Origin of the sequence: Bacillus sp. 3255 (assembly GCF_031456485.1) — a bacterium.
Classification (GTDB): Bacteria; Bacillota; Bacilli; order Paenibacillales; family NBRC-103111; genus Paenibacillus_E.
The window spans coordinates 14,529-40,003 of record NZ_JAVDUS010000015.1 but is presented as its reverse complement, the minus strand read 5'-3'; the positions used below and the strand labels follow the sequence as shown (position 1 = coordinate 40,003).

General features: G+C 54.4%; 19 protein-coding genes. All 19 read right to left on the bottom strand.

What is annotated here, in order from left to right; all coding sequences use genetic code 11:
- Positions 1–6 precede the first annotated feature (6 nt).
- The gene (locus tag J2X61_RS21550; RefSeq protein WP_310190476.1) at positions 7–1,296 is read right to left on the bottom strand and encodes a four-carbon acid sugar kinase family protein; all 1,290 of its coding nucleotides are present in this window, start codon (positions 1,294–1,296) and stop codon (positions 7–9) included.
- Positions 1,293–1,952 carry a class II aldolase/adducin family protein gene (locus J2X61_RS21545; protein ID WP_310190473.1) on the bottom strand — a complete coding sequence of 220 codons (660 nt, stop codon included), beginning with the start codon at positions 1,950–1,952 and terminating at the stop codon, positions 1,293–1,295. Before J2X61_RS21545 ends, J2X61_RS21550 begins: the two co-directional genes overlap by 4 nt.
- Positions 1,953–4,385, bottom strand: a complete 2,433-nt coding sequence (locus J2X61_RS21540) for an alpha-mannosidase (protein ID WP_274467814.1) — start codon at positions 4,383–4,385, stop codon at positions 1,953–1,955. It abuts the gene before it with no gap.
- Between the two features lie 17 nt (positions 4,386–4,402).
- A complete protein-coding gene (locus tag J2X61_RS21535; RefSeq protein ID WP_274467813.1) occupies positions 4,403–5,323 on the bottom strand; it encodes a class II fructose-bisphosphate aldolase in 921 nt (306 codons plus the stop codon).
- Between the two features lie 98 nt (positions 5,324–5,421).
- A complete protein-coding gene (locus tag J2X61_RS21530; RefSeq protein ID WP_274467812.1) occupies positions 5,422–6,084 on the bottom strand; it encodes an aspartate/glutamate racemase family protein in 663 nt (220 codons plus the stop codon).
- Positions 6,035–7,453: a sedoheptulokinase gene (locus tag J2X61_RS21525; protein ID WP_310190469.1), complete on the bottom strand. Its 1,419-nt coding sequence runs from the start codon at positions 7,451–7,453 to the stop codon at positions 6,035–6,037. Before J2X61_RS21525 ends, J2X61_RS21530 begins: the two co-directional genes overlap by 50 nt.
- Before the next feature lie 24 nt (positions 7,454–7,477).
- A complete protein-coding gene (locus tag J2X61_RS21520; protein WP_310190466.1) occupies positions 7,478–9,508 on the bottom strand; it encodes a YyaL domain-containing protein in 2,031 nt (676 codons plus the stop codon).
- Complete coding sequence (locus J2X61_RS21515) at positions 9,505–10,776, bottom strand: amidohydrolase family protein (protein ID WP_274467809.1); 1,272 nt, start codon at positions 10,774–10,776, stop codon at positions 9,505–9,507. The genes J2X61_RS21520 and J2X61_RS21515 overlap by 4 nt, the downstream gene beginning before the upstream one ends.
- Before the next feature lie 70 nt (positions 10,777–10,846).
- Positions 10,847–12,121: an extracellular solute-binding protein gene (locus tag J2X61_RS21510; RefSeq protein ID WP_310190463.1), complete on the bottom strand. Its 1,275-nt coding sequence runs from the start codon at positions 12,119–12,121 to the stop codon at positions 10,847–10,849.
- A 185-nt stretch (positions 12,122–12,306) separates the two neighbouring features.
- Complete coding sequence (locus J2X61_RS21505) at positions 12,307–13,158, bottom strand: carbohydrate ABC transporter permease (protein WP_274467807.1); 852 nt, start codon at positions 13,156–13,158, stop codon at positions 12,307–12,309.
- A gap of 14 nt (positions 13,159–13,172) precedes the next feature.
- The gene (locus tag J2X61_RS21500) at positions 13,173–14,045 is read right to left on the bottom strand and encodes a carbohydrate ABC transporter permease (RefSeq protein WP_310190460.1); all 873 of its coding nucleotides are present in this window, start codon (positions 14,043–14,045) and stop codon (positions 13,173–13,175) included.
- Positions 14,046–14,061: 16 nt separating this feature from the next.
- Complete coding sequence (locus J2X61_RS21495; RefSeq protein ID WP_274467805.1) at positions 14,062–15,063, bottom strand: LacI family DNA-binding transcriptional regulator; 1,002 nt, start codon at positions 15,061–15,063, stop codon at positions 14,062–14,064.
- 739 nt (positions 15,064–15,802) lie between these two features.
- Entirely contained in the window at positions 15,803–16,606 is an 804-nt protein-coding gene (locus J2X61_RS21490; protein WP_274467804.1) for a DeoR/GlpR family DNA-binding transcription regulator, read from the bottom strand.
- 177 nt (positions 16,607–16,783) lie between these two features.
- On the bottom strand, positions 16,784–19,384 hold the full coding sequence (locus J2X61_RS21485) for a glycoside hydrolase family 2 protein (RefSeq protein WP_310190458.1): 2,601 nt from the start codon (positions 19,382–19,384) through the stop codon (positions 16,784–16,786).
- A 22-nt stretch (positions 19,385–19,406) separates the two neighbouring features.
- The gene (locus J2X61_RS21480) at positions 19,407–21,842 is read right to left on the bottom strand and encodes an alpha-mannosidase (RefSeq protein WP_274467802.1); all 2,436 of its coding nucleotides are present in this window, start codon (positions 21,840–21,842) and stop codon (positions 19,407–19,409) included.
- Between the two features lie 33 nt (positions 21,843–21,875).
- The gene (locus tag J2X61_RS21475; RefSeq protein ID WP_274467801.1) at positions 21,876–22,601 is read right to left on the bottom strand and encodes an MBL fold metallo-hydrolase; all 726 of its coding nucleotides are present in this window, start codon (positions 22,599–22,601) and stop codon (positions 21,876–21,878) included.
- A 35-nt stretch (positions 22,602–22,636) separates the two neighbouring features.
- Complete coding sequence (locus J2X61_RS21470; protein ID WP_310190452.1) at positions 22,637–23,554, bottom strand: class II fructose-bisphosphate aldolase; 918 nt, start codon at positions 23,552–23,554, stop codon at positions 22,637–22,639.
- A gap of 33 nt (positions 23,555–23,587) precedes the next feature.
- On the bottom strand, positions 23,588–24,469 hold the full coding sequence (locus tag J2X61_RS21465) for a carbohydrate ABC transporter permease (protein ID WP_274467799.1): 882 nt from the start codon (positions 24,467–24,469) through the stop codon (positions 23,588–23,590).
- Positions 24,466–25,422, bottom strand: coding sequence for a carbohydrate ABC transporter permease (locus tag J2X61_RS21460; RefSeq protein WP_274467798.1), 957 nt, complete (start codon positions 25,420–25,422; stop codon positions 24,466–24,468). The genes J2X61_RS21465 and J2X61_RS21460 overlap by 4 nt, the downstream gene beginning before the upstream one ends.
- Positions 25,423–25,475: the final 53 nt, after the last annotated feature.

Sequence of the window (25,475 nt, the reverse complement as noted above, 5' to 3'; positions counted from 1 at the left end):
CTACCGTTAAATTGAAGTTTGTTTCAAATGGTTGATTGCTTCTATGAAAAAGGATTCGCTGCCGAAGCTGCCTGATTTCAGCACCAGGAAGCGAGGCGGCGTCTGAAGCGACAGGCAGGAAGGCAGCCCCGGCTCGATTTCCTGCCAGATGCGGTGGCCGCTGACACCCAGCTTCCCGCATACCGCAGCCGATGTTTCCCCGCCGGCAATAAGCAGCCTCCTCTGGTCCGTCGCTTCGACAACCGCCTGCACGACGCTGGATAGCGCATCGGAGACGAGCCTCGACACCTCCGTGTTGCTGAAGCCCAGCTCACGGCCTCTCGTCTTCGTTGCCGCCACATGGAGCGGGCTGTTCGAGGCGTGAATGAGCACATCGCGCCCTCCCTCCAGCAGCTTGGAAGCCTCCTGCACCAAATGCTTGCAGTGCGCACGCTTCTCCGACTCAACGAAGAGCTGCATGGACTCCAGCTCCAGCGTATGGACGCCGGCCTGCTTCGCGTAAGCGATCTGCGCGGCGCTCTGCGGCATCAAGCTTCCTGCGGCGCACAGCACAGCCGTTCTTCCCAGCTCGGGAAGCGCCTGCTCCGCCGTGCCGGCAGCTGCATGCGGCTGTTCAAGCAGAGCGAGCTCCTCGGCCAAAGCTGAGCTTCCGCATACAATCGGCTCATGCCGTACCGCTCTCGCAATCGTTTTCAACGACTGCTGGTCCCGCACATCCACGATGACATAGTGAAAGCCGGCCTGCTTCATAGCGGCCAAATCGGCTTTCAATTCCTCTTCCCCCGCATCCACCTTCTCGATGGTTACAAGTCCTACGGAGCGATCCGTTTGCGCCTGTAGAATATGAACCAAATCGGACTGAAGCATCGGATGCACGGGATCGTGACGGAATTCCGATTCCTCCAATTTTTTGCCATGCACATAATGGATGCCGCCTAATGTCGTTCGCCCGTTCTTGGGGAAGCCGAGCGCCACAACGGCAAAGGATGCCCCTAAGGCATCCAGCATCGCATCAAATTCAGCACCGATATTGCCACGAAATACAGAGCACGTTTTGTTAATGAACCGTGTGCATCCCGCTTCCCGCAGCTTGCATGTCATCTCATAAACTTTGCGGTACGCCTCATCTTGCATATCCAGTCGGGAGTGCGTATCCAGCACAAGCACATCAGGCTCGTTCGCGCTCTGGCTGTCCCACATTTCCATCGGATAGACGTGCGTGGAAAGCCCCGCCTTGGCGTACATAATGCCGATATCATTAGCTCCCGTAATATCGTCGGCAACAATTCCGATCATTCGGCGAACCTCCTTCTCGGCCTGTAGCCCGATTCGTTCAAGAAGCTTTGCACGACGTCCTCCGGCAGCTTGCGCAGGGAGATCCCCGAGCTCTTCGCCGTGACGTACATGCGGCAAGCCATTTCGAGCGTATGCATCGCCATACGCGCTTCCTTCACATTCTTGTCGTAAACAAGCACCCCGTGATTGTCAAGAAATAATACGTTCGCTTTGCAAGCTTTGTCCCGCACCGCTTCACCCAGCTCGCGGGAGCCCGGGTGAAAATACGGAACACGTTCGATGCGCTCCAGGTAGTACATCGTTTCGACAAACCATTCCGAGGGAATCTTCTCATCCGAGCAGGCGAGCATCGTGCTGTAGAACGGTGATGCATGCAGCACCGCACCGACATCCGGACGCAACTCGTAGATCGCCTGATGCATAGGTACTTCCTTCGACGGCTTCTTGCCCGAGGCGGCGGCCAGGGTGCCCTGCGATAGCGAGCATTCGACGAAGTCATGCTCGCTCAGCTCCCCGAGGTCGGTTCCGCTTGCCGTAATCAAATAATGGTCGTCAGTGGTTCGCGCACTGATGTTGCCGGCGTTTCCCCAAGCTAATCCATTGTTCAGCATGTAACGACCGGCTTCTTGCAGCTGCCGCCAAACCGATGCTTCCATTTATTCCACATCCCATTCCAGCATATTGGTTTCCTTGACCGGCAATTCCGGATTGTGCGGCACACGAAACGTCTTGATTTCACATGGCTTGAAGTCCGCTTTGATGACGCGCTTCCATCTTGGCAGTTCGACGGTCGCGGTTGTCGCCGATTTGTTCGTTTCGTAGACCCGCACGATAAGATCGTCGTTATCTTCCGCTTGCTTGATCGCACTCACGATGATGTTCTCCTTGTTCACCCGAACGAACGAATCGGTTTGGGCGAGCGGGCCTTCATGGAACGATTCGATGACAGCGACCGGCTTGCAGTTCAGTTCCGCAGCGCGCTTCACCGTACCCGCCTGCTCCCACGTGCCTTCATGCGGCAGCAGCGCGTAAGAGAAGCGTTGAATCCCTTGATCAATGAACGAGTATTCCCCGTTCGGATCCGGCTCATAAGGCACATGATGCGCATAAATCGGACTTCTCAGCACCGTCATCGCCATATCTTGATTATGCATGCTGTAGCTGTATTTGGCATCGTTCATTAGGCTTAATCCGTACATGATATTTCCTTTGCGCGTGACGCCCGAGTAATCGATCCACGTCAAGCCCGGCTCTTCTTCGCCGTTATGTTCGCGCTCAATCGTCCCATAAGGGATTTCATACGTTTGCTTGCTGAAAATCACGTTCACCGGGAACACAAGCTTCAGCATTTTGAACGATTCGCGCCAATCGACCATCACTTGCACATCGATCTGATCGCGGTCCGGATACATGGCGAAATCCTGTACGAGCTTGGAATTGCCGTATTCGCTGACAACGCGGATGACCGATTTCACCGGTCCGTGCTCGACGCGGAACACTCTCTTCGCCGTGAAAGCGCCGGCCGCTTGGTTGAAGTGCAGCACATCGTGGCTCCAAGTATCCGATTTGTCGTCCAAGACGACCGGCTTCGCGCCGTCGCCTTTCAGCACTTCATGATCGTTCTTCTTGTCGTACAAGCTTTTGATATATCCCGTTTCTTTATCGAACTCCAAGCGGAAACGTTTGTTTTCCATTACTAAATCGCTGGCCTGAATGGGCTCGCCAACCGCTTTATGCGAAGCGGATTCTGCGAACAGTTTGTAGACGCGGTAGCCCATCGACGGAAGATCGGCCATGAAGCTCAAGCGGAAGCGGCCATTCGCGGACGCTTGGGATTGAACCGTCTGGAACGCCACCTGATTGCCCTGGTCGTCAAGCAGAACGGTCGTCGGCTTGATGCCGCCGACTTCGAGCTCGACGTTCACCCGGCTCTCCCAAGCATGCGGGTTGAAGACGACGATCGGCTTCATCGCGACGTCCTGTTCGATGCCAATGCTCCATGACAGCGACTGAACCGCATAGTTCAAGGAACGGTCGGCAATCGCCATCGCTTCCCCGTACAGATACATCGCATCCTCATATGCAGGCTCAAGACTCGTTCCCGCCAAGATGTCGTGGAATTGATTGAACAGCACATTTTTCCAAGCTTGCTTGAACTCAGCCGGGTACTTCTGGCCCGTAATCCAAGAAGCCAAAGCTGAATATTTCTCTGCCGTTATCAGACGGTTTTCCGCCTTGCGGTTCCAGTGTTTGATCCCGGAGTGCGCCGCATAACAGCCGCTGGCATGGTGCTGCAGATCATCGTGAACGACCGGAAGCTGCAAATTCCTATTTTCCATTTCTTTGAAATACGCATCCGGCGTGGAGAACTCCAGCTTCGGCAAGGACGGGTCCGCATTCATGCGGCGAATGCTCTCGATATTTTCCTTCGTCGGTCCGCCGCCATGATTGCCGACACCGTAGAAAAGCATCAATTCGTTCAGCGGCTCTTTGAATTCGCCCAGACATCTGCGGACATGATTTTCCAAATCTTTGCCCCAAGACAAATATTCATACATGATGCGGAACGTCATCACTTGTGAGCCGTCATCCGATTCCCAGATGAACAGGCGGCTTGGCAGCCCTTTCTCATTCGGCATCGGGCGCATCATGACATAGTAGTCCATACCGCTCTTCTTCAAAATTTGCGGCAGCATGCCGTTATGTCCGAAGCTGTCCACGTTGTAACCGACCTTCGCCGTTACGCCGAATTTCTCTTTAAAATAATGCTGTCCGTACAGCCCTTGGCGAACGAACGATTCACCGCTCGGAATGTTGCAATCCGGTTGAATCCACCAGCCGCCGACAATGTTCCAGCGCCCTTCCTTCACGCGCTGCTTGATCTCCGCGAACATGGACGGCTCGTTGTTCTCGATCCATTCGTACATCGCAGCCGAGCTGGATGTGAAAATAAAATCTTCCGATTCATTCATCCGGTCAAGCGCCGAACGGAAAGTGGCTTTCGCTTCTTGAAATCCTTCCTGCCATTGCCACAGCCATACCGGATCCAGATGCGCGTTGCCTATCATGTACAATTTATTTTCTTTCATCTCGGGAATCCTCCTCGTTATTTGCTGAACACATTCGCTTGGCCTGCAGAGCTCAGAAACTCCCGCATCTTTTCCATCACCGTCTGCGTCACGGCGTCGCGTCCGGCCTGCAGCTGCTCCGGCGGCAAGTTCTTGCACTCTTCATTCGTCATCCGCTCTTCGCGCCCGAGCGCCTTCAGCAGGGAAAGCTCCAGATCCGTGGCGATATTCACTTTGCTGACGCCCCCGCCCGGCAGCCGGTAGGCCTTGCGCATCATCTCCGAAGGCACCCCGGAGCCGCCGTGCAGCACGAGATGGACAGGTGTCAGCTCGCGGATTTTCATCAGCCGTTCGTAGTCGATCTTCGGCTGCTTCACGACATAGACGCCGTGCGCCGTGCCGCAAGATACCGCAAGCGCATCAACGCCGGTCATGCCTACGAACTTCTGTGCTTCCTCCGGGTCCGTATACAGCTCTTCATCCTTGTCCGTTTCGACGAAATCGGTCGTTCCGATCATGCCGAGTTCCGCTTCAACGGAAACACCCTTCGTGTGGGCATAATCGGCAACTTCTTTGGATATGGCGGCGTTCTCATCAAAGGGCTTCTCCGAAGCATCGATCATAACCGATGTAAAGCCGGCTTCAATCGCGTCTTTAATCGTTTCCAGCTCTTTGGTGTGGTCCAAGTGAAGGACAACAGGCACCGTAATGTGCAGCTCCTCCACCTGGCGATAAAATTCTTCCCCGAATTCCGCAGGCGTAATGCCGTAACGGATCAGTTCTTTATGCGAAATTTGCACGATCATCGGCGAATTGGCCAGCTGGCCGGCCTTCAGAACGGCGGCAATCATCGGCGTATAACGCGGCGAGAAGGAACCGATGGCAAAATGATTGGATTCCGCCACCTCCAAAGCTTCTTTCAAAGTAATAACGTGTGAATTCGCAGATAGTTTAGTCATGGTTTGCTCTCCTTTGTTATCCGTTGTTTTCTCTCTATACGCTCTATAAGCTTTCTATAAGCTTTCTATACGGTCTATAAACTACTATATATAAATGCCTACAATTGCCCGATTACCTGTTTCACCCGCAGCATGCCCAGACGCGGCGAGCTGAGGAACTTCGTTTGCTCTTCGGGTGCAAACTGCGAGATGACTCTGGCCATTGAAGCTTGCGCCAGCACGACAATGTCCGTCTTGGCCGCCAAATTGCGAAGAACGGCGGCTAGCTCCTCGTCATGTCCCTCTTTGTCTCCGGCGAGCAGCTTCTGGTACGCGGACTTCGCCACGACCGATTCGATGCGAACGGATTTGCCGGCTTGTTCGGCTTTCCCGGAGATCAGCCGCTGCGTCGGCTGTAGCGTCGTCTCCAACGTTGCGGCGACACCGACAGTGTGAGCCGAATTAACGGCGTATTCCGCCATCGCCTCGTCAATGCGGACGATCGGAATATCGAGATGCGGCTGCACGCGGGCCGCCAGCTCGCCGATCGAAGAGCATGCGCTGAGTATGCAGGACGCGCCTGTCCGCTGGGCGATCAGCGCATATTGGCGGAAGCGGTCTTCAATCTCGCCGATATTCCCGCCGTTCGCCGCAAGCTGCGGCAGGATGGAATCGTCCACCCAGTTCATAACGGGAACGCCGGGCAGCAATTCCGCAGCCAGCGCCTTTAAACTATCCACCGTTACCGGGGTCGTGTGAATGATGGCAAGTTTCGTTGTCATATGAGTCGCTCCTTTGCATCGTTTGCAGTGCTTTCTCGTAATTGCCGAAGTACCCGCTGCCGACGGCGGCATGAACGGCTGCGCCGAAGGCAGCTTCCTCGTTCACGCCGGCCACGCTCAGCGGCAGCGCCCATTGAGCGGCTGCCATTCGCTGCAGTGCCTTGTTCTTGCGGATCCCGTTACCGGAAGCCGCCAGTCTCGTCAGCCCGGCGATCACGGCAGGTGGCAGCTCTTTCGTGTACCCGTCCAATTCCTCCAGAATGCCGTGGAGACATGCTGCCGTCAGCGCCCTCGGATGGAAATTGTCCGGCCCGATCCCGGCAATGGTACCTCTTCGGCCAGGCTCCTCGCGAGTTCCGTAAAACTGGGTGCCGACGCGCAATCCCGCCGCCGGATCCGCCAACGCTTCTTCGGCCAGACGGTTCATGGTCTCGTACAAGGTTCGCTGCGCATCTCCGCCGAATACCGCAACGACTTCGCGGAAGAATCGCTCCAGCAGCTCATACGACTTCCCGCCGCTCAGCGAAGCTCCCACGAGCAGGTAGCCGCCATCCATGAACGGACGGGTTTCCAGCCTCGGACATGTCAGATACCGGGGCGAATATACGGATACCTGCGACCCGGTTCCGATATTGAGGAGCAGGGTGCCTTCGAAGGCAGGAACTGCGCCCAGGAAGCTGGCTTGATTGTCGCCAATCGCCCAGTGCACCCGTTTCCCGTCAGCCGTCTCGCCGGCAATCGGGCTGCCGTTGGCAAGCTCCGGCAAATACCCGGCGTCCATTCCGGCGGCTTCCGCTTGCTCCCGGTCGAACCGGCCCGCTTGCAAGTCATACAGCCCCAGACTCGCAGCGTTCGAGCTGTCGATTCGCGGCGTCTTCGCGCCTGCAAGCTGCATGGCCACATAATCGCCGATCGTACAGAGCTTGACCGCTCCGCGCGGGATTTGAGCTTGCTCCGTCAAATAATAGTGCGTCGTCAAGCCATAGCCGGTGTGTAGCTCATAACCCGTGCGGGCCTGCAGTTCAGACGCATATGTGCCTCCCGACCGCGCAGGGAGATCGCCGCGGCCGTCCTGCCACGTGTATAGCGGGCTAACGGCCTTGCCTTCCTCGTTCACATACAGAACGCCGTGCATTTGGCACGAAATGCCAATCGTTCGAACGTCGTTCCAGACGTCCCCGCACGCCTCGATGAGTGCCCGCACAACTGCTGTGATTCGCTCCGCACTTTGGGTACGTTCCCAATCGCATTTCGAATACAGGGAAGCATCGTTCGCCATAGATCGGACGGCCGCCACACGGCCATCGGCTATCCCGGTGACGACGACACAGATGGAGGTTGTACCTATATCAATACCTGCCGTGTACATAGAGACTCTCCCTTCAACCGATTACTACAGAGCCAGATCTTTCTCATAAGGAAGGGACGCTTGCGCCGCGTATAGAATCAAGCCGATACACCAGGAGTGGGACAGCGTAAGCATCATGCCCTTAGGTTGGAAGCAATTCGTATTGTAAAATCTCTCGGTGACCATGCCTTTATAAGCATTGAAGTCTCCGTCCTCCCGCGCAATAAACTGTAAGAAACAGGCGATGTGATCGCGTGTACGGTCCAAATAATAATCGTCGCCCGTATACGTCCATAGGCGAAGCATTTCCGGTACGGCGAACAAGCCGTAGTTGTGCAAGTGCTGATTGGAGGCGGAAGCTTGATCGGCTCCGCGGGAGCAGTATCCGTATTGCGTGAGCAGCGAATGCTTCGGAAACTGCAGGTTATAGGTCCAGCGGAAGGTCATCATCCAATCCGCTGCGCTCGACGCAAGCTCCAGCCATAGCGGCTTGCGATCCCGCTCGTATAAGAGCACATAGGAAACGACCGCATTATACGCATCTTCGGAGGTCGGCGTTAAATGCACGTCTTCCGGAGCGCCATAAATATATTCGTCGCGGATGAAACGTTCATAGTAATCCCCTGCGCGAACCGCGCTGTCCGCGAACGTCTCTTCGCCGAAGTAGGCCGCTCCTTCCAAGAGGGCGGCAATCCACAGCATCCCGCCTGCGCCGTCCCATTCCTGCACTTCGCCCGTCTCGCAATCGTAGTAGGAGCCGAAATTGCCGTCAGCGCGCTGATGCTCCGCCGCATACCGCAGATTGGATAGCGCTGCGCGCTCCCACTCGGGGTGGCGGTTCCCTGACTCCCTCTCGAAGGCTAGCGCCCGCACCAGGAATAGCGTCGCTTCCGAGACCGTTCGAGCCTGCAGCCACGTCCGCTTCGGGTTCCAACCGGCCGTCCAGCCGCGCCCCAGCTCCCATGAAGCCCAGAACGTTCCGCTCGGGGCAAGGCCTGATGCGATTTTATCCAATACCGCGAGTCCGGCTTCTGCGTAAGAGGCGTTGCCATGACTTCGTCCGTAGGTCAGTAAGGCGAATGCATAGGGAACGCCGCTAACCCAGCTGACATGCATATGCGGACGGTCGCCCATGCCTTTGACATTGTTGTTGAACTCGCGGTCGAAGGCAGCCGTCTCGCGCAAAATGGCGTTCTCTTGATCATAATGCCATTGGTACAGCCCGTATGCGGTCAGCTCCGCCGCCTGCTCAAGTCCCATCCACGGGTTGAGTCCGTGCTCTTCACGGTGAATGGCATACATTTGCCGGACGAACGGATTATAACTATGTGCGTCCGGCGAACCTGCATACACATAGATTCGCAGCTGAACCTTGTCCCCGGGCTTCCACGCATGCATGTGCAGGTCCGCCGGGGCAGGCACTGCGCTGCCGATGAAGGTGACCGGCTCTTCCCGGTAAGGGAAATTCAGCCATATTTCCGTTCCCGAAGCATTGCCCCGGAAGCCGAGGCCGCTAAGACCGAGCGGCGACATTTCATCCGTGCATAGCGCGCCGCAAACGCCGTCGTTCCAGGCGAATACGGCCGGAAGCGCTGCTCTGTCGGCCCGGAAGGACCAATAATCGGACACCATTTGCTGCGGGTCGCCGCCGTTAAAGTCATAACGCGGATAAGGACGAAGATTTTTCTCAAAGCGATTTTCCTTATAGAAAGCTCCGGGGATCATCCAATCCGGCTTGCCCGTCCCTTCCAATACGCAGCCGAACTGCAGATTCATCTCCGATTCGGCCTCACCTGTGTAATGAACGTCGAGCAGCACTTCATCATAGCTGCACACGTCATTCTTGCGCTGCCACTTCGCGCTTACTAGAAAGTTAGCCGAGTCTCCTGTCAGGTGCCAGCCGTCCGGCGTCTCGGTAATCCCGTTGACCGGTACGACTTCTTGCATGCCGCTTCGAGCCGTTGCCGTCAACAAGCGGGAAAATGCCAGTCTTCCCTGCCCCGCGGAGGGGTCATGAGCTATATGGAAGGTCCGCCCTTCCTGCTGTAAGCCGCTGCCGGAAATTGTCCAGTTCATCCCTTCTCCTCCAAACCTTTGAGCTGATAAATGTCAATCAGGTTGTCACGGAAGATCCGGTCGGCGAACACCCTTGCCTCGGATTCGTCCAGGGCTCCGTCCGCCACCTTCTCCGTTAAGACGTCCGCAACTATTTTACGAGCCAGCTTCTGGTGAGCGTAGGTGCCCTCGATGTGGTTATAGTCGCCGCCAAACCCTTGAATTTTGCTCATTGGCACCATCTCGACGAATTGATGCATGATTTGTTTGGCCGCCGTCGGCGAGATGACATACACCCACGTCATATCCGCGTACACGTTAGGAAAATTTTTGACAATGCTTAAATAGGGCAAATGATACGGATAGCCGCTGTGCAGCAGCACAAATTTCGCATCGCTATACTCGAGCAGCAGCGGAATAAGCAATTCTACGTTGGAATTCGTAATCGTGTTGCCGTTGGACGAAACGCTGACTTCATGATGTCCGGTATGAATTTGAATAGGAAGGCCGTAAGCGGTGGAACGCTGAATGATAAAATGAATCAAATAATCCTGAAGCGCCAACGTTTCCGCTTGCGACAGCGACTCTTCGAGCTTGCATCCGAGCAGCCGGTTGAACGCCAGCTCCGCTTCGTAGAAGGTCGGTTTGCCGCTGGATAAGGATCGCCAATAGGCGTGCCCCAATTTGGTCGCAACCATGCCTTCTTGGACATATTTATGCAATAAGGCATCCACTGCATCCAAGTAATGGCGCAAGCTGTGAACCGTAACGCCAGACATCCGCTCTACTGCAGCAATATCCTTCAATGTTCGAAGTTTAAATGTGAAATCCATAAACATAATGGGACGGAAACGATCGTATTCCAAGTTCGTTGTTTGAATAAGCGTAAAGGCCAAGTCGATGCCCGACTTCTGCACCATGACATGCTCATACCAGTTCGGGTCTTTTGTTGCCGCGCACACTTTCTCGTTCGTTTCCAGCAGCCCTTGAACGGTCCACTCGGTCAACCCGTGCAGATCCTCCATAGCGGTGCGGAACATGCGGGCGTACGTGGTGTTTTTCGCTTTATGCCAATACTCGATGAATAAGGCGGCTTTCTCCTCCGCGCTTCGTCTGCTCTGTCTCCCCAGAGCGCCTGCCGGCATCCCGGCACTGTAGAAATCAGAATCCAGATAATGCAGCAAGGAAAATAGATCATGGTTTTCTCTTTGTCGGATTTGCGGTGTTGCCAAGTGCTCATGACCGTCAATGATGCGGATGGAGTTAACATAATTATGAAGGGTGCTCATTAGCTGGTCTCTCTCCCTCTAAATACGCGGCTGCTCCTTCCTGAAGCAGCCGCTTTCTTTGTTTATGCTGTTATTGAAGCTCTGGGAATGCCGCCTTCACTTCTTTCTGGAAAGCTGTTACAACATCCGCATAGCTCTTATTGTCGGTAACCCCTTGGCCTGCTACTTTTCTCCACAGGCTGAGGATGGAATCGCTGTACTTGTCGGACTTAATAACCGGCATCGACTTCATCATTTCGTAGTAAGGCTGAAGCACTTTCTGATCGCCGGTCAGCGGAGACGTATATTTATCCGAGTTGGACTCGTACACGCTTTGCAGCGCCGGCATGTTCCCTCTAGCCGCCAAATCGGCGGATTGCCATTCGGAGCCGGCCGAGAACTTGATGAACTCAGCGGCAATCTCTTTGTTAGGCGTTTTGCTGTAAATGGCGCGGAACGTACCTCCGTTGTAGAAGCCCTCCGGTGTTTTGGCAACGCCGTATTTGCCGGCCGCTTTGTTATCCTTGTTGCCGATCATGAACGTCGCCCAAGCCGGCATCGCCGTCAGTACAACGCTTCCGTCGTTTAGGGCGTTGCCCCAGCCTGCCGACATGAACGGCAGCTTGGCGTCTACGTTATTGGCACGAATGTTTTTCTGGCTGTTGTACACTTGCTCCCATTTCGGATCGATGTTCAACTTGCCGTTCAAGTAGAATGGCTGCGTATTGTACCCCGCAATATCGAACAAATCGCCGGAATTGGCAATCAGATGGACTTTACCGTCGCTGTCTTTCGCCACCTTCTTGCCGAGCTCGATCATTTTGTCATAGGAGTTTACCATTTCGCTGATTTTGGCCGAGTCGTCCGTACCGAGATATTTCTTGGCGTTCTCTTTCAAATACCAGAAGCCGCCCGGCGACGATTGGTCGGAGATCGCTTTCATTTTGCCGTCGGATGACTTGCCCAGCTCAGATACATAAGGAATATAGCCTTTCACCAGATCGTTGGCGCCGATCGATGTCAAATCCATCAGGAACGGGGATTCGATGAATTTGCCTACATAACTTCTTTCAAGGTCCAATACGTCGGGTACATCTTTGCCGGACTGCAGCGCAGACAGCAATTTAATTTGGTATTGATCGCCTGGGAATACTTTGACGTCCACTTTGACATTCGGGTATTTCTTCTCAAAAGCCGTCGCAATGCCCTTCGTTCCGTCGAAGAACGTCCAGAGGGACAGCGTTCCGGACAGCTTGGCCGGATCGACCGGCGCCGCGGATGCCGCAGGTGCCGGTGAGGATGCTTGGTTCGTATCTTTTTTCGTGCCGCATGCTGTCAAAACGCCTGTAGTAAGTACCATGGTCATTAAAAGAGAAGTCCATTTGTGTGCTTTCAAGACAATTCGCCCCTTACATGTATTTGGTTAGTTTACATCATGACATCGATTGATCTTGCTTGGCTTTCATGGTTTTGCATGGTTTTGCATGGTGTGCATGGCCCGGCATCCTTCAACCGTGCAGGCATTCCCCCTCTCAATGGCGCAACGTCCGATCAACCTTTTACAGCGCCTGCTGCTACTCCGCTAATAATTCGTTTGGACATGAAGGAGAAAAAGACCAGAATCGGAATGACGGAAATGACGATCCCGACATACTGCGCGCCGAAGTCGGAGGAAAACTGCGATTTTACGCTCGCGATCATGACCGGCAGCGTCTGCATATCGCCATCGAACAGGATGATCATCGGCACGAGGAAATCGTTCCATTTGCCAATGAAGGCGAAAATCGCAAGCGTCGCAAGCGCCGGACTCATCAACGGCAAAATGATGCGGTGGAAAATCTGCACTTCCCCGTACCCGTCAATCCGCCCGGACTCGATGATTTCCGTCGGAACGGAGCTGTCGGCGAACTGCTTGACCAGGAAAATACCGAAAGCGTTATATAACGATGTCAGCAAAAGCGGATAGTACGTATTGAGCATATGGAAAACGTCCATCAGCTTATAGAAACCGATAATGCCGAGCTGGCCGGGAATCATCATCGTTCCGAGCGTGATCATGAACAGTACGCCTTTGTACTTGAAGTTGTACTTGGAGAATCCGTACCCCGCCAGAGATGCGAAATACACATTGATGATCGTCGCGGTGACGGTAATGAAGACGGTATTCGCCAGCCCGCGCCATATATTCACCGTATCCATCAGCCGCTCATAATTGGCGAAGAACTGGTTGCCGGGGAGCAAGAGCAGCTTGCGCGCAATGTCCGAATTGGTATGCGTGGACGTGATGAGCATGCTGTAGAATGGCAGCAAACAAGTTAGAGCAATGAGAATCAACACGGCATAAATTATGACTTTTAAAGCAAATATCGGAAAATCAAACGCTTTCTTTTCTGTTCCGACCATAGAACCCTCACCTCCTACTCATTAAGCTTTGATGCCTTAGCCGTAATGGCGGTCAAAATCATGACGACAATGAAAATGCCGTACGCCACTGTTGCGCCATAGCTGTAATCGAAATTTTTGAACGCGGTTTGGTACAGATACATCACCATCGTTCTCGTCGTGTTGTTAGGGCCGTCGCCTAGCATGAGCGGAGCATCGAATAATTGCAGGCCGCCGATCACGGAGGTGATGAATGTGAACAAGAATACCGGACGCAGCATCGGGAGCGTAATGTACAGCGTGCTCTTCCATTTGCCGGCGCCGTCCATCTTGGCCGCTTCATAGACCTCGTCTGAAATCGATTGCAAACCTGCGATGAAAACAATTAAGTTGAAGCCGAAATACTGCCAGCAGATGACGCCGGACACGATCGCTCTGGACCACCAAGGACTGCTGAACCAGTTGACAGGCTGATCGACAATGCCGAGGTCCATCAGCACCTTGTTGACTGAGCCGGTCTGCCAATCGAACATGAGACTGAACATAACACCGAGTGTGATCGGCGTAATAATATGCGGGAAATAGTAGACAGCCCGGTAGAAATGTTTCCCGCGAATGAATTTCTCATTGAGGACGATCGCCAGAATGAGCGCAATCGTCAACTGCGGTATAATCGACATCAGCCATATAATGAGCGTGTTCCCGATCGTCTGATAAAAGTACGTATCATGCAGCAGCCGCGTGTAGTTGGCAACTCCGATATAAATCGGGTCCGTGAACCCGTCCCATTTGGTAAAGCTTAAATAGAACGTGTATAGGATGGGGATTAGCCCGAAAATACCGAAGCCTATGAAAAATGGCGCTACAAACAGATATCCGTAATTCGATTTATTAATTTTGGAACTCATCGGCCTCAACCCTTTTCTACAGTTTGGTACATGATTGGCGAACGATTAGCGTCGGTTTGTACAATTGTGATGTTCGCTTAACCTCATCTAAGCCTTCGATCTGGGCGAAAAGCCCTTCAGCCGCGGTTAATCCCACCTGCTTCAGAGGCTGCTTGACCGTCGTGAGCGGCGGATACACCCAGCTCGCCTGCGTAATATCGTCGAAGCCGACGATCGACATCTGCTCCGGCACCTGGATGCCGGCTTCCTGCATCGCGCGCAGCGCGCCAATAGCCGTTTCGTCGTTGGAGGCGATGACGGCTGTATAGCCATCCTGCTTCAGCAGCTCCTTCATGGCCTCGTAACCGCCTTGATTGCTCCAATCCGAGGTGACGATCCATTCCGGCTTGCATTCCATCTGCAGCTCCTTCATCGTCTGTTCCAAGCCTTTGAACCTGTATTTGATCGGTCCCATGTGCGGCGGACCCGAGATATACGCGACTTTGCGGTGGCCTAACCCGTGCAGGTAAGTCACCAGATCCGACACGCCCGAGGCGTTGTCAATGTCCACCGAGAACAATCCGTCCATTTCTCCATGATCGCCGATCAGCGCAAGCGGGTATGGCATATCCAGCATTTGTTCCAGGTCTTTCCGATCACGCTTCTGGAAGCTGAGCAAAATAATGCCGTCTACCTGACCTTCGAAAAGCAGATGAAGGAACGATGCCTCCCGTTTAGCGTTTGATGTTCCACTGTAAAAAATACAGTTATAACCTTTGCGATTCGCGACTTCCTCGATGCCGCGAATGATGCCGGAGTAGAAAATATTCGAAATATTATCGACCACGATACCGATCGTATTCGTCCGGCTCATCACGAGCCTTCTCGCATTTTCATTACGGTGATAGTTCAATTCGAGGATCGCTTTCTCCAGCGCCTCTTGCGTCTCTTTCTTTACTTTCTGTCCGTTCAAATATCTGGAAACGGTGCTCTTCGATGTGTTCGCTACCCTGGCCACATCGTGTATCGTTGGCCCCATGGACCTGCCCCCTTTTCAATTTGTTTCTGTCATGGCTATCCCGATTGTTTGCGGTTTCTAATTTTCATGCGGATTCTTCAAATGTTACATTTCAATGTTGTGCTTCGGTGTGCTTCGCCGCCATATGCGGTTTGATTCGCCACCGTATGCTTATTTTGGGAACGTTCCCATTTTAAAGAATAGGAACTGTCTATTATGAAGCGATTGACGCTTTCCCTTATTTGGGATCGTTCCCAAATGTGCCGAAATAAATACGCAGCTTCTAGGAATTACAGAATCCTCTTCGAATTCTCCATGCTTCTGCCGATCATCCAATCGGAGTGGGACCGTTCCCATTTGCTGCTAAAAAATAGGACAACCCTCATACACGAACTGCTGCAACTTTTGGGATCGTTCCCATTTGTGTTTCGTTGCTTTCCACATCTCTATGCTAACGCTTACCGCGAAGAATGTCAACGTTCAATTTCGCGCACGATTGGAACTTACCCGGCTCCTCTTTCTAACGGACTCAGCAGACGTTATTTCGCGAAAACCGCCGCGCTTCGGCTCTAACGGACACAGCGGATCCTATTTGCCAATTTCGGGAGAATCTGTCCAGTAAAGAGCAAATAACGGCGCGCCTGTCTGTTAGCGCTCGAAAACAAGCCATTTCCCACCGAATAAGGTCATCGGTGTCCGTTAGCACGCCAAGAAGTCCCGGAAGCATCGAACAGCTTCCGGGACTTCTTGGCATCACTTTCTACTCCAAACCCTGCATCTCGCGCTTCACCTGGCACACCATGACCTGAACCCCGCTATTCCGGATTTCATCGAGCATGCTCGGCTCCACCAAGTCGCTCGTAACCAGAATATCCACATCCTGAAAGCTCGCGAAGGAAATGAGCCCGCCGCGCTCGAACTTCGTGTGATCGGCCACGATGACAATCTTCTGTCCCGCGGCAATCATCGCCCGCTTCACCTCGGCTTCATACAGATCCGAGCTTGTGAAGCCCTTCCGCATGGAGATGCCCGAAGCGCCCAGGAACGAGAAGTCTGCGTTATACTTCTGCAGCTCCAGCTCGGCCTGCGGGCCGACAAGGCTTCTCGACTTCTTGATGAGCTTGCCGCCGATGACGAAGACAGACGCATCCTCATTCTGGCTGCTCTCCTCCGCCACATCCAGCCCGTTGGTCACGACCATCAGGTCCTGAACGGAGCGCAGATGGCGGGCAATGCACCACGTCGTCGAACCGGAATCGAGGATGACGATTTGCCGGCCTTCCACGAGGGATGCGGCCAGCTTGCCGATCGCATCCTTCTCCTCATAATATTGAAACCTCCGCTGCTCGACCGGCGGGATCGCTTGTGCGCCGCTCTGCAATTCTTCGAGCAGGATGGCACCGCCATAATTTTTCTGAATGATGCCTTCCTGCTCCAGCTGATTCAAATCCCGGCGGATCGTTTCTTCCGACACGCCGAACTCCTTCACCAGTTCAGCAACCTTGACGCTGCGCTCCTGGAAGAGCATTTCTCTTATTTTGGTTCTGCGGTGTATGGCGATCATCTCTGGTCCCCCTCTCTGTCTCGAATACCTTCTCACCTATTAGTTTCCGTATCAGAAAGGGACTTCTGATTGGGGATTTGCTTGGCTTCAGTCAAAAGTACGTTGATACGTCCATAGTTCCCGTTAGATGCAGTTTCTACTATCGCTTTTCTTCGAAAAGTTGTCAATAGAACAGCTTTACAAATGCTGCACGGCGCTGTTCCAGGCGGTAAGCTCCAGCTGTCTGCTCGTTTCGGCAACAGCGCTCCAGGTTACGCGGATCAGCTTGCTTTCGCCAGGGAATATAGGAAACGCATTGTCGGACAAATAAACAAACCCGGCCTCCAGAATAGGACGTGCATCCGTCAACTGCACATCGAATGCGGCATGTGCGCCTGTATTCGTGATCCGCACCAGCCAGTCAGTCCCCGGTTCCTCTCCGGACTGTATTCGCTCCGCTTGCAGGTGCGTCTGAGGCAGCTCCAGATAAGGCGTCAAGTCCGCTTTCCTGCTAAAAGGATAGCAGCTGTCGCTAACGAGCTCATGAGCTCCGGCCTCATCTTCTTGCGCGAGCTGCACCCGAAGGAAGAACACATCTTCCGTCAGCTTGCTGAGCGGCAATTCCATGACCCCCAACCTTTTCACATGGCCTGGTTCCAAATCTCCCTGCCAGCTCCCCTCGGCATAAACGTTCCCGCTCGCGCCGGTCACGCTCCAATGCGTGACAAGCTTGCCGGTCCTGTGACTAAGCGTCTGGACGCCCCACAGCTCCGCCTTGAAAGCCTGCTGCCCTTCCCAAGCCATTCGGCTGAAGCTGGCCGACACATAGACGGGGCGATAGGCTCTGGCCACAGCGTAATACGCAGGCTTCGGCAGCGTGTAGTAATCAAGCGCGGAAGTGCAGTAGGCGTTCGGATAAGGCTCGTTGAACTGCCACGGCAGCGTGCCGCTGTTTTGCCACATCCGCCGGATGTTGGATTCCACGGCATAACGCAATCCCTCGGCTTGCAGCAGCTGGCTGGCGCGAATCAGCGCAGCGGGTTCGGTCAGCGCATGTCCGAAGGAGCGCTGGATCATGCCTTCGTTATTCCACCAGGATCCGCGGTGGAAATAGACCGGATTTTCCCTCGTTGCCGGCCATTGGTTGTCTGCACGCACAGTATGATTCAGCGTCTTCAGATGCGTCATACCTTCAACGCCGAACTCGCTGTGCAAGAGCGAGGTGCCTTGATTGTACAGCGTATAGTGCTCCGTCAGCCCCTGATATTCCCAAGGCCCGTGCACATCATGCTGTCCTTCCGGATCTTGCTCGATCGCTTCCAGACTGTTCAGGAAGCATCTTCCGCTCGGCGATGTCGGCAGCCACAAGGCGCCCGGATGCAGCCGCTCGACAACGCCGCGAAGCGCCCCGAGCACCGGCTCGGTATCGTCAAGCGGCCGGCCCTCGCCATCCTGCAGCTCGTTGCCGCCGCACCAGAGGACGAGCGAAGGATGATTGCGTTTGCGCGGCGCGATGCTTTCCGCCTCCCGCGCCATCATCTCGACGAATGCCGGCTCTTCGCTCGGCTTATTCGCTATACCTGAGGAGGACTGGATGAACTCCTGCCACACCATAATGCCGAAGCGGTCGCACAGCTCGTAGAAAGCATCCTTCTCGATGAGGCCTCCGCCCCATACCCGCAGCATATTGACGCCGGCTGCCCGGGCCAGCGTCAGCAGCCGCTCCAGCTTCTCTGGCTGCGGCCTGCCGTACATCACGTCCATCGGCACCCAATTCCAGCCTTTGATGTACGTCCGCCGGCCATTAACGGTCATCACATAAGGTCTCGCCGAGGCATCCGGCGTCTCGTTGCGCTGCCACGCCACCTTGCGGATGCCGAAGGTGATCGCCTCTGAAGCGCTTAGCGGGAAATGTCCGTTTCCTTCCGGCGCCGCTTCTTTGTCATATACCTCCATTAGAACGTAGTACAAATGCGCTTCCCCTGATCCGTTAGGCTGCCACAGCCGAGGCTCATTAAGCCGCACGGCTAACGCGAGCTCAGTTTCCCCTTCTGGAAGGCGGTATTCATTCACCGAAGCGAATACGGTTTCCCCTTCATGAACAATGCGCGTCTCTACGCGCACCTCTCCTGGCAGGCTCGCAGATAATTTGGCCGCAATCGATAGATCCGCCGTCTGATAACCATCGGACAGCTCCGTCTTCACATGGACATCCTCAATTCGGATTCCGCCGGTTACATCCAAATACACATCGTCCCAGATGCCTTGATGAATCATGCGCGGACAGAAATCCCACCAGTACGTCATGCGGCTTTTATGCTCGCGCACGTAGCTCGTCTTGCTGACCTGCGGCTGCTCGTCGGGCGCTTTCTCAATGACGACAGCGAGCAGATTCGCCGCACCGTATTCGAGAGCGTCGGTCACATCGAATACCGCGGCCGTGAACATGCCTTTATGATGGCCGATCCGCAAGCCGTTCAAGAAAAACTGAGCTTCATGATCAACCCCCTTGACATGCAGCTGCACCCGGCTTCCTTTTAAGGCACCGTCGATATCGAACCATTTCTTATATACCCAGGTGCGTTCCGGCACCCACTCCGCGAGCAGACTGTTCCTTTCATAATAAGGATCCGCGACCTCCCCGTTGTGCCAAAGGTCGTAGAGGACGGTTCCCGGAACCGTCCCTTTCCTCCACCAGCGGGAATCCTTGGTGTCCGGCTTCTCCGCGTTTCGCCATACCCAGTCTTCGCCCAGGAAATCCTTGAACAGCCAGTCGCTGCCGTTTAAATCGATTCGCATCGCATTCATCCTAGCCACCGCCCTACCATTCGATCAGATCCGTTTCCGTTACCGGCAAGCCGGGGTCGGCGGGTATGCGGAACGTTTTGATCTCGCAGGGGCCGAACTGCGCTGCGATCTCGCGGTTCAGCCGCGGCAGACGGATGACGGCCTGCGTTGTTTCGCGCGTCGTTTCATAAGCGCGGACGATCAGGTCGCTGCCTTCCTCGGCTTTTTTGACCACCGTCACAATAATGTTGTCCCGGTCAACGCTTAAGAAAGAATCCTTCTGCGGCAGCTCGCCTTCATGGTAGGACTCGATAATCATCGTCGGACGCTGATTCAGCTCAAGAGCGCGCTTCACAGTCCCGGCCTGCTCCCAGCTTCCTTGGTGGGGCAGCAGCCTGTAATGAAACGTTTGGATCCCTTGATCAATGAACGAGTAATGACCGTGCGGCTCGGGAACGAGCGGATCATGATGCGCGAAGATCGGGCTGCGGAGCACCGTCAAAGCCAGCTCTTTGTTCATTATACTGTAGCTGTATTTGGCGTCGTTCATGAGGGAGACACCATAGGAGGTGCCGCCATGTTCACCGATATCCCGCGTAATGCCGCCGTAATCGACCCAGCTTTGCCCCGGTTCTTCCTCACCGTTATGCTCCCGTTCTTTGAAGCCGTACGGAATTTCATACGTCTGCTTCGTGAAGACCAGATTAATCGGGAATACGAGCTTCAGCATTTTGAACTGTTCGCGCCAGTCTACAGTCACTTTGACATCGATATAATCCAATTCCTTATACAGCGTAAAATCTTGCACCAACGTCGATCTGCCGTATTCGCTCATCACGCGGATGACCGATTTGACCGGACCGTGCTCTACGCGCTGTACGCTTGTCGCGAGGAAGTCGCCGATCTTCTGCTGGAAGTGAAACACATTATGACTCCATGTATCCGACTTGTCTTCGATGACGACAGGTCGGGCCGCAGGACCGCGGAACACCTCGTACTGCACCTTTTTATCGAATAAGCTGGCGATGAAGCCCGTTTTCGGATCGAACTCCACCCGGAAGCGGTCGTTCTCGAGCGCATAATCGTTCGCTTTGATCCCTTGTACGGCTAATTTCGGCTGCTGCGAAGCCGTCAGCACCTTATACACGCGGTAGCCCATCGCCGGAAGCTCGGCGATAAAGCTCAACCTGTAGCGGCCTCCGGATGTCGCTTGCGACTGCACCAGCTGGAACGGAATCTGCTTGCCGGTCTCATCCGTCACGATGGCCGTCTCCTTCATGCCGCCGATCTCCAGCTCCACGTTAATGCGGCTGTCCCAGGCATGCGGGTTGAAGACGACGACCGGCTTCAAGCCTTCTTCCTGCTCGATCCCGATGCTCCAAGAGAGCGATTGAATGGCATAATTCAAGCCGCGTTCCGCGATCGACATCGCTTCGCCGTGCATGTTCCGCGCATCGTTATAAGCCGCTTCCAGGCTGGTTCCGGCGAGAATATCATGGAATTGGTTGAACAACACATTTTTCCATGCCCGGTGATAGTCGAGCGGATATGGCTGGCCGGTGACCATTTGGGCGAACGAAGACCATTTCTCCGCCGTCATCAAGGTGTTCTCCGCTTGGCGGTTCCAATGCTTAATGCCGGAATGAACGGCGTAGCAGCCGCTGGCATGATGCTGCAAATCGTCGTGCACGACCGGAACGGGCAATTGCAGAGCTTCCATGTCGGCAAAGTAGGCATTCGGCCCCGACATCTCCAGCCGCGGAAACTCAGGCAGCGCGTCCATGCGCTTAATGCTGTTGATATTCTCCTTCGTCGGTCCGCCGCCATGGTTGCCTACGCCGTAGAACACCATCAGGTTGCCGAACGGATCCTTCAGCTCTTCCATGCAGCGCCGGACATGCTTCTCCAGGTCTTTGCCCCATGTGCAGTATTCGAACGGAATCCGGTACGTCAACACCCGGCTGCCGTCATCCGATTCCCAGTGGAACAGCCGCCCCGGCAAGCCTTTCTCATTCGGCATCGGACGCATGAAAATGTAATAAGGCATCCCGCTTTTACGCAAAATTTGCGGCAGCATGCCGTGATGTCCGAAGCTGTCGACGTTATAGCCGACCTTGGCGGTGACGCCCAATTTCTCTTGGAAATACCGCTGACCGTACAAGCCTTGACGGACAAAAGACTCCCCGCCCGGAATGTTGCAGTCCGGCTGGATCCACCAGCCGCCGACGATCTGCCAGCGGCCTTCCTTCACGCGCTCCTTGATCTCCTCGAACATCTTGGGGTCGTTGTTCTCCACCCATTCGTAGTTCGCCGCGGAGCTGGACGTGAAGATGAAATCGTCATACTCCTTCATCCGGTCAAGCGCCGAACGGAACGTCGCCTTCGTCTCCTGAAAGCCTTCCTGCCACTGCCACAGCCATACCGGATCGAGATGCGCGTTGCCGATCATATACAGTTTTTTCTGTTTCATGCCTCTACCTGCCTTTTCACCTATTAATAAGAATTAGTACTGAAAGGTTTCGTACATCGGTTTAAACCAAGGGGTGAAATACACGCCAAGCTGCTTGCGCGCTTCCGCTACCTTCTTCTTGGCATCGTACACGAGGGTCGGCGGCAAATGGCCGAAGGTCATCAGCTCGAAATCGTGCGTCAGCAGCAGATCGAGCGAAGCTTGCCACGCTTCCAAATCGGATCTGACCCTGTCATGATAGCCGCCCCATAACGTATCGCCGGCAACAAGCACTTTGTGCGCACCGCCTGTGAGCAGGAAGCAGACACTCCCCGGAGAATGCCCCGGGGTGTGAATGACTTCAAGGCGGAACCCGCCCGCCGCCAGCGTCTCGCCATGGACCAGCGTGCGGTGCACCTTCACGGGAGGAAAGGGTTTGCCGTACAGGAAAGCCCCCGTGCGGTCATAGTCGCCCTGCTCCACCTGCTCCCTGTCGTTCTCATGTATCCACAGCTCCGCATCGCTTTCCTCGGCGAGCGGCGCGAAGCCGGATACATGATCCCAGTGGCCATGCGTAGCGATCACCTTCGTGATTTGCCGCGGCTGCAGACCGAGCTCTGCGAGATTGCGCTTCAAGGCCGGATAACCGTCCGCGCCGCCGCAATCAATCAGCACCGGCTCGTCTCCTGTAATCAGATAGGCGCTCGCATCCCACGGATGCGTAATTTTGTCACCGCTGACGGCATAGAAATGTTCCAATAATTTAACGGCTTGCGCCATGCTGCCTCACCTCCGCCCACCCCGCTCCGTTTTGCTTAAGCGAATTGCTTCGCTTGATCTTTGCTGCTGAGGAAATGGCTCATTTTATCGATAACCGTCTTCTCTACGGCGCTTCTGCCCTGTTCCAGCTGCGAGGCTTCCAATGCTTGGCATTCGGCGTTCGTCAGCCGCTCCTCCCGGCCGATAGCCCCTAAGAAGGCAAGCTCGAGATCCGTGGCAATGTTCACTTTGCTCACGCCGCCGCCGGGAAGACGAATCGCACCGGCCATCATTTCAGCCGGCACACCGGAGCCGCCGTGCAGCACGAGATGGACCGGCGTGAGCGAGCGGATCGCCTGCAGCCGCTCAACATCGATCTTCGGCTGCCGGACCATGTACACGCCGTGCGCAGTGCCGCAGGATACCGCCAGCGCATCTATTCCCGTTTCTTCCACGAAGCGGCGGGCTTCCTGCGGATCGGTGTACAGCTCTTCGTCCTTATCCGTCTCCACGAAATCGGTCGTACCGATCATGCCGAGCTCCGCTTCCACGGAGACGCCGCGGGCCTTCGCATATTCGGCAACCTCTCTGGATATCGCGATATTATCCTCCAAGTTTTTCTCGGAAGCGTCGATCATGACCGACGTGAAGCCGGCTGCAATCGCTTCTGCAATCGTATCCAGCTCTTTCGTATGATCAAGATGCAGTACGAGCGGTACCGTGATGCCTTCCTCCGCCACTTTGGCATAAAATTCATCCGCAAACTCTTTCGGCGTAATCCCGTAACGCACCAATTCTTTATGCGAAATCTGCACGATCGCAGGCGATTTCATCTTTTCCGCCGCCCGCAGCACCGGGGTAATCATAGGCGTATATCTCGGGGAAAACGACCCGATCGCGAAGCCGTATTTCTCGGCAACCTCCAAGGCTTGTTTCAAAGTAAGTACATTTTTCGGTCTTAATCCAGCTGTCATCGTTATCTCTCCTTAACTCGGTTGTTTGTCGCGTTAACCCTTGGTGCCCGCGCTAATGTTCATGCCTTCAATGAAATATCTCTGGAATATAAAGAAAATCGCAATAACCGGAATCATCACCATCACCGAGCCCGCCATCAGCAAATGCCATTGGCTCACGCCCGAGCTGACCTTGAAAGCCTGCAGGCCGAGCTGCAGCGTGTATTTGGACTCATCGTTCACATACAACAGCGGTCCGAGGAAATCGTTCCATGCTCCGGTGAAAGTCCCGATGGCGACCGTCGCAAGCGCAGGCTTGGCAAGCGGGAGCATAATGGAGCGCCAGATGTAGAGGTGGTTGGCGCCGTCAATTTTGGCAGCTTCAACCAAATCATTCGGGATGCCCAAATAAAATTGGCGAATCAAAAATATGTGAAACGCGCTTCCGAAAAAGCCTGGAACGACAAGCGGCAAATAAGTCCCGACCCAGTGCAATTTCGAGAACAAAATATACTGAGGAATTAGCGTCACGAAGCCCGGGATGATCATCGTCCCTAAAATGATGGAGAACAGCAGCCCTTTGCCGGGAAACTTGATCTTTGCGAAGCCGTAAGCGATGAATGAGTTCGAAATGACATGGGCGCATACCGCAACTAAGGCGATGAGCAGCGAGTTCGCCGAATATTTGGCGAAGTTGCCCGCTTGCCAGGCTTCTCTATAGTTGGACCATTCGAATTTCTTCGGAAACCAGGTCGGAGGATACGTAACAACTTCCGTAAGCGATTTCAAGGAAGTTTGAATCATCCACCAGAACGGCATGAGGAAGGACAAGCTGCCTGCAATCAAGATGAGCGTTACTACCCATTTCGATATTCTCTGCTTCGTTCTGCGGCTCTGGTAGTAAGATTTTTTGGGAGCTGCTGCGGCAACCGTCATCGGGAATCTCCTCCTTCATAGTGAACCCAGTACTTGGACATCACCATGTTAATGATCGTCACGATAATGGCGATAACGAACAGGAACCAAGCCATCGCCATGGCGTATCCCATATCGAAAATTTTGAAAGCTTTCAAGAACATGTGCAGGTTGAAAAATAAAAGCGAGTTCGCCGGGGAGCCCGGTGCCCCAGGATCGTCGGCCATTACATAGCCTTCCTGGAAAATTTGGAATCCGCTGATCAAACTTGTAATGACATCGAAGAAAATGACCGGCGTGATCATCGGCACCGTGATGTGCCACAGCTTGCGAAGGCTGGAAGCGCCGTCGATCTCGGCGGCTTCGTACAGATGATCGGACACGCCCTGCAGCGCTGCCAGAAACAGCAGCATGCCTCCGCCGACCGCCCACATTTTCATCATAATGATCGCATTCTTCGTCCATGCCGGATCCGTCAGCCAGGACGGGCCTTCGATGCCAACCCAACCGAGCACCGTGTTAACGAGACCGGAATCCGGATTGAGCAGCATCATCCAAAGCATATAAACAGCTACACCGGACAAGACGGTCGGGAGATAGTAGATCGTCCGGAACCAGCGCATACCGGGGATTTTCACATTGAGCAGAACAGCCAGAACCACCGAGCCCATCGTGGATAAAGGTACGGCAAGGGCTACGTAGTACAGGGTATTTCGGAGCGATTTCCAGAACAGCGGATCCTCCGTGAACATGCGTTTATAGTTATCAAGCCCGATAAAGTCCATACGGGAGGTAATGTCATAGTTCGTAAAGCTGGCGTACAAAGAGAACAATAGAGGCCCTGCCGTAAAAATCAGAAATCCGATAAACCACGGAGCCACGAAGCCGTAGCCCTCAAGCGCTTCCCTTTTCTCCAGCGACCATTTTCTTTTTCTTGGCTGGGCAGCCTTCTCTTCCATCAATTGGGGATTCACAGTTGTCCCTCCTAAACGTAGTCTTCAGCTATAAGGAAAGGGCGGAGAAGTAA

What these genes read in the sequence shown, in the direction of transcription:
- J2X61_RS21535 (WP_274467813.1), bottom strand. Translation starts at nt 5,323, where the DNA reads ATGACTAAACTATCTGCGAATTCACACGTTATTACTTTGAAAGAAGCT.
- J2X61_RS21505 (WP_274467807.1), bottom strand. Translation starts at nt 13,158, where the DNA reads ATGGTCGGAACAGAAAAGAAAGCGTTTGATTTTCCGATATTTGCTTTA.
- J2X61_RS21545 (WP_310190473.1), bottom strand. Translation starts at nt 1,952, where the DNA reads ATGGAAGCATCGGTTTGGCGGCAGCTGCAAGAAGCCGGTCGTTACATG.
- J2X61_RS21550 (WP_310190476.1), bottom strand. Translation starts at nt 1,296, where the DNA reads ATGATCGGAATTGTTGCCGACGATATTACGGGAGCTAATGATATCGGC.
- J2X61_RS21465 (WP_274467799.1), bottom strand. Translation starts at nt 24,469, where the DNA reads ATGACGGTTGCCGCAGCAGCTCCCAAAAAATCTTACTACCAGAGCCGC.
- J2X61_RS21480 (WP_274467802.1), bottom strand. Translation starts at nt 21,842, where the DNA reads ATGAAACAGAAAAAACTGTATATGATCGGCAACGCGCATCTCGATCCG.
- J2X61_RS21495 (WP_274467805.1), bottom strand. Translation starts at nt 15,063, where the DNA reads ATGGGGCCAACGATACACGATGTGGCCAGGGTAGCGAACACATCGAAG.
- J2X61_RS21515 (WP_274467809.1), bottom strand. Translation starts at nt 10,776, where the DNA reads ATGAGCACCCTTCATAATTATGTTAACTCCATCCGCATCATTGACGGT.
- J2X61_RS21475 (WP_274467801.1), bottom strand. Translation starts at nt 22,601, where the DNA reads ATGGCGCAAGCCGTTAAATTATTGGAACATTTCTATGCCGTCAGCGGT.
- J2X61_RS21470 (WP_310190452.1), bottom strand. Translation starts at nt 23,554, where the DNA reads ATGACAGCTGGATTAAGACCGAAAAATGTACTTACTTTGAAACAAGCC.
- J2X61_RS21520 (WP_310190466.1), bottom strand. Translation starts at nt 9,508, where the DNA reads ATGAACTGGACAATTTCCGGCAGCGGCTTACAGCAGGAAGGGCGGACC.
- J2X61_RS21530 (WP_274467812.1), bottom strand. Translation starts at nt 6,084, where the DNA reads ATGACAACGAAACTTGCCATCATTCACACGACCCCGGTAACGGTGGAT.
- J2X61_RS21525 (WP_310190469.1), bottom strand. Translation starts at nt 7,453, where the DNA reads ATGTACACGGCAGGTATTGATATAGGTACAACCTCCATCTGTGTCGTC.
- J2X61_RS21490 (WP_274467804.1), bottom strand. Translation starts at nt 16,606, where the DNA reads ATGATCGCCATACACCGCAGAACCAAAATAAGAGAAATGCTCTTCCAG.
- J2X61_RS21510 (WP_310190463.1), bottom strand. Translation starts at nt 12,121, where the DNA reads ATGACCATGGTACTTACTACAGGCGTTTTGACAGCATGCGGCACGAAA.
- J2X61_RS21540 (WP_274467814.1), bottom strand. Translation starts at nt 4,385, where the DNA reads ATGAAAGAAAATAAATTGTACATGATAGGCAACGCGCATCTGGATCCG.
- J2X61_RS21500 (WP_310190460.1), bottom strand. Translation starts at nt 14,045, where the DNA reads ATGAGTTCCAAAATTAATAAATCGAATTACGGATATCTGTTTGTAGCG.
- J2X61_RS21485 (WP_310190458.1), bottom strand. Translation starts at nt 19,384, where the DNA reads ATGCGAATCGATTTAAACGGCAGCGACTGGCTGTTCAAGGATTTCCTG.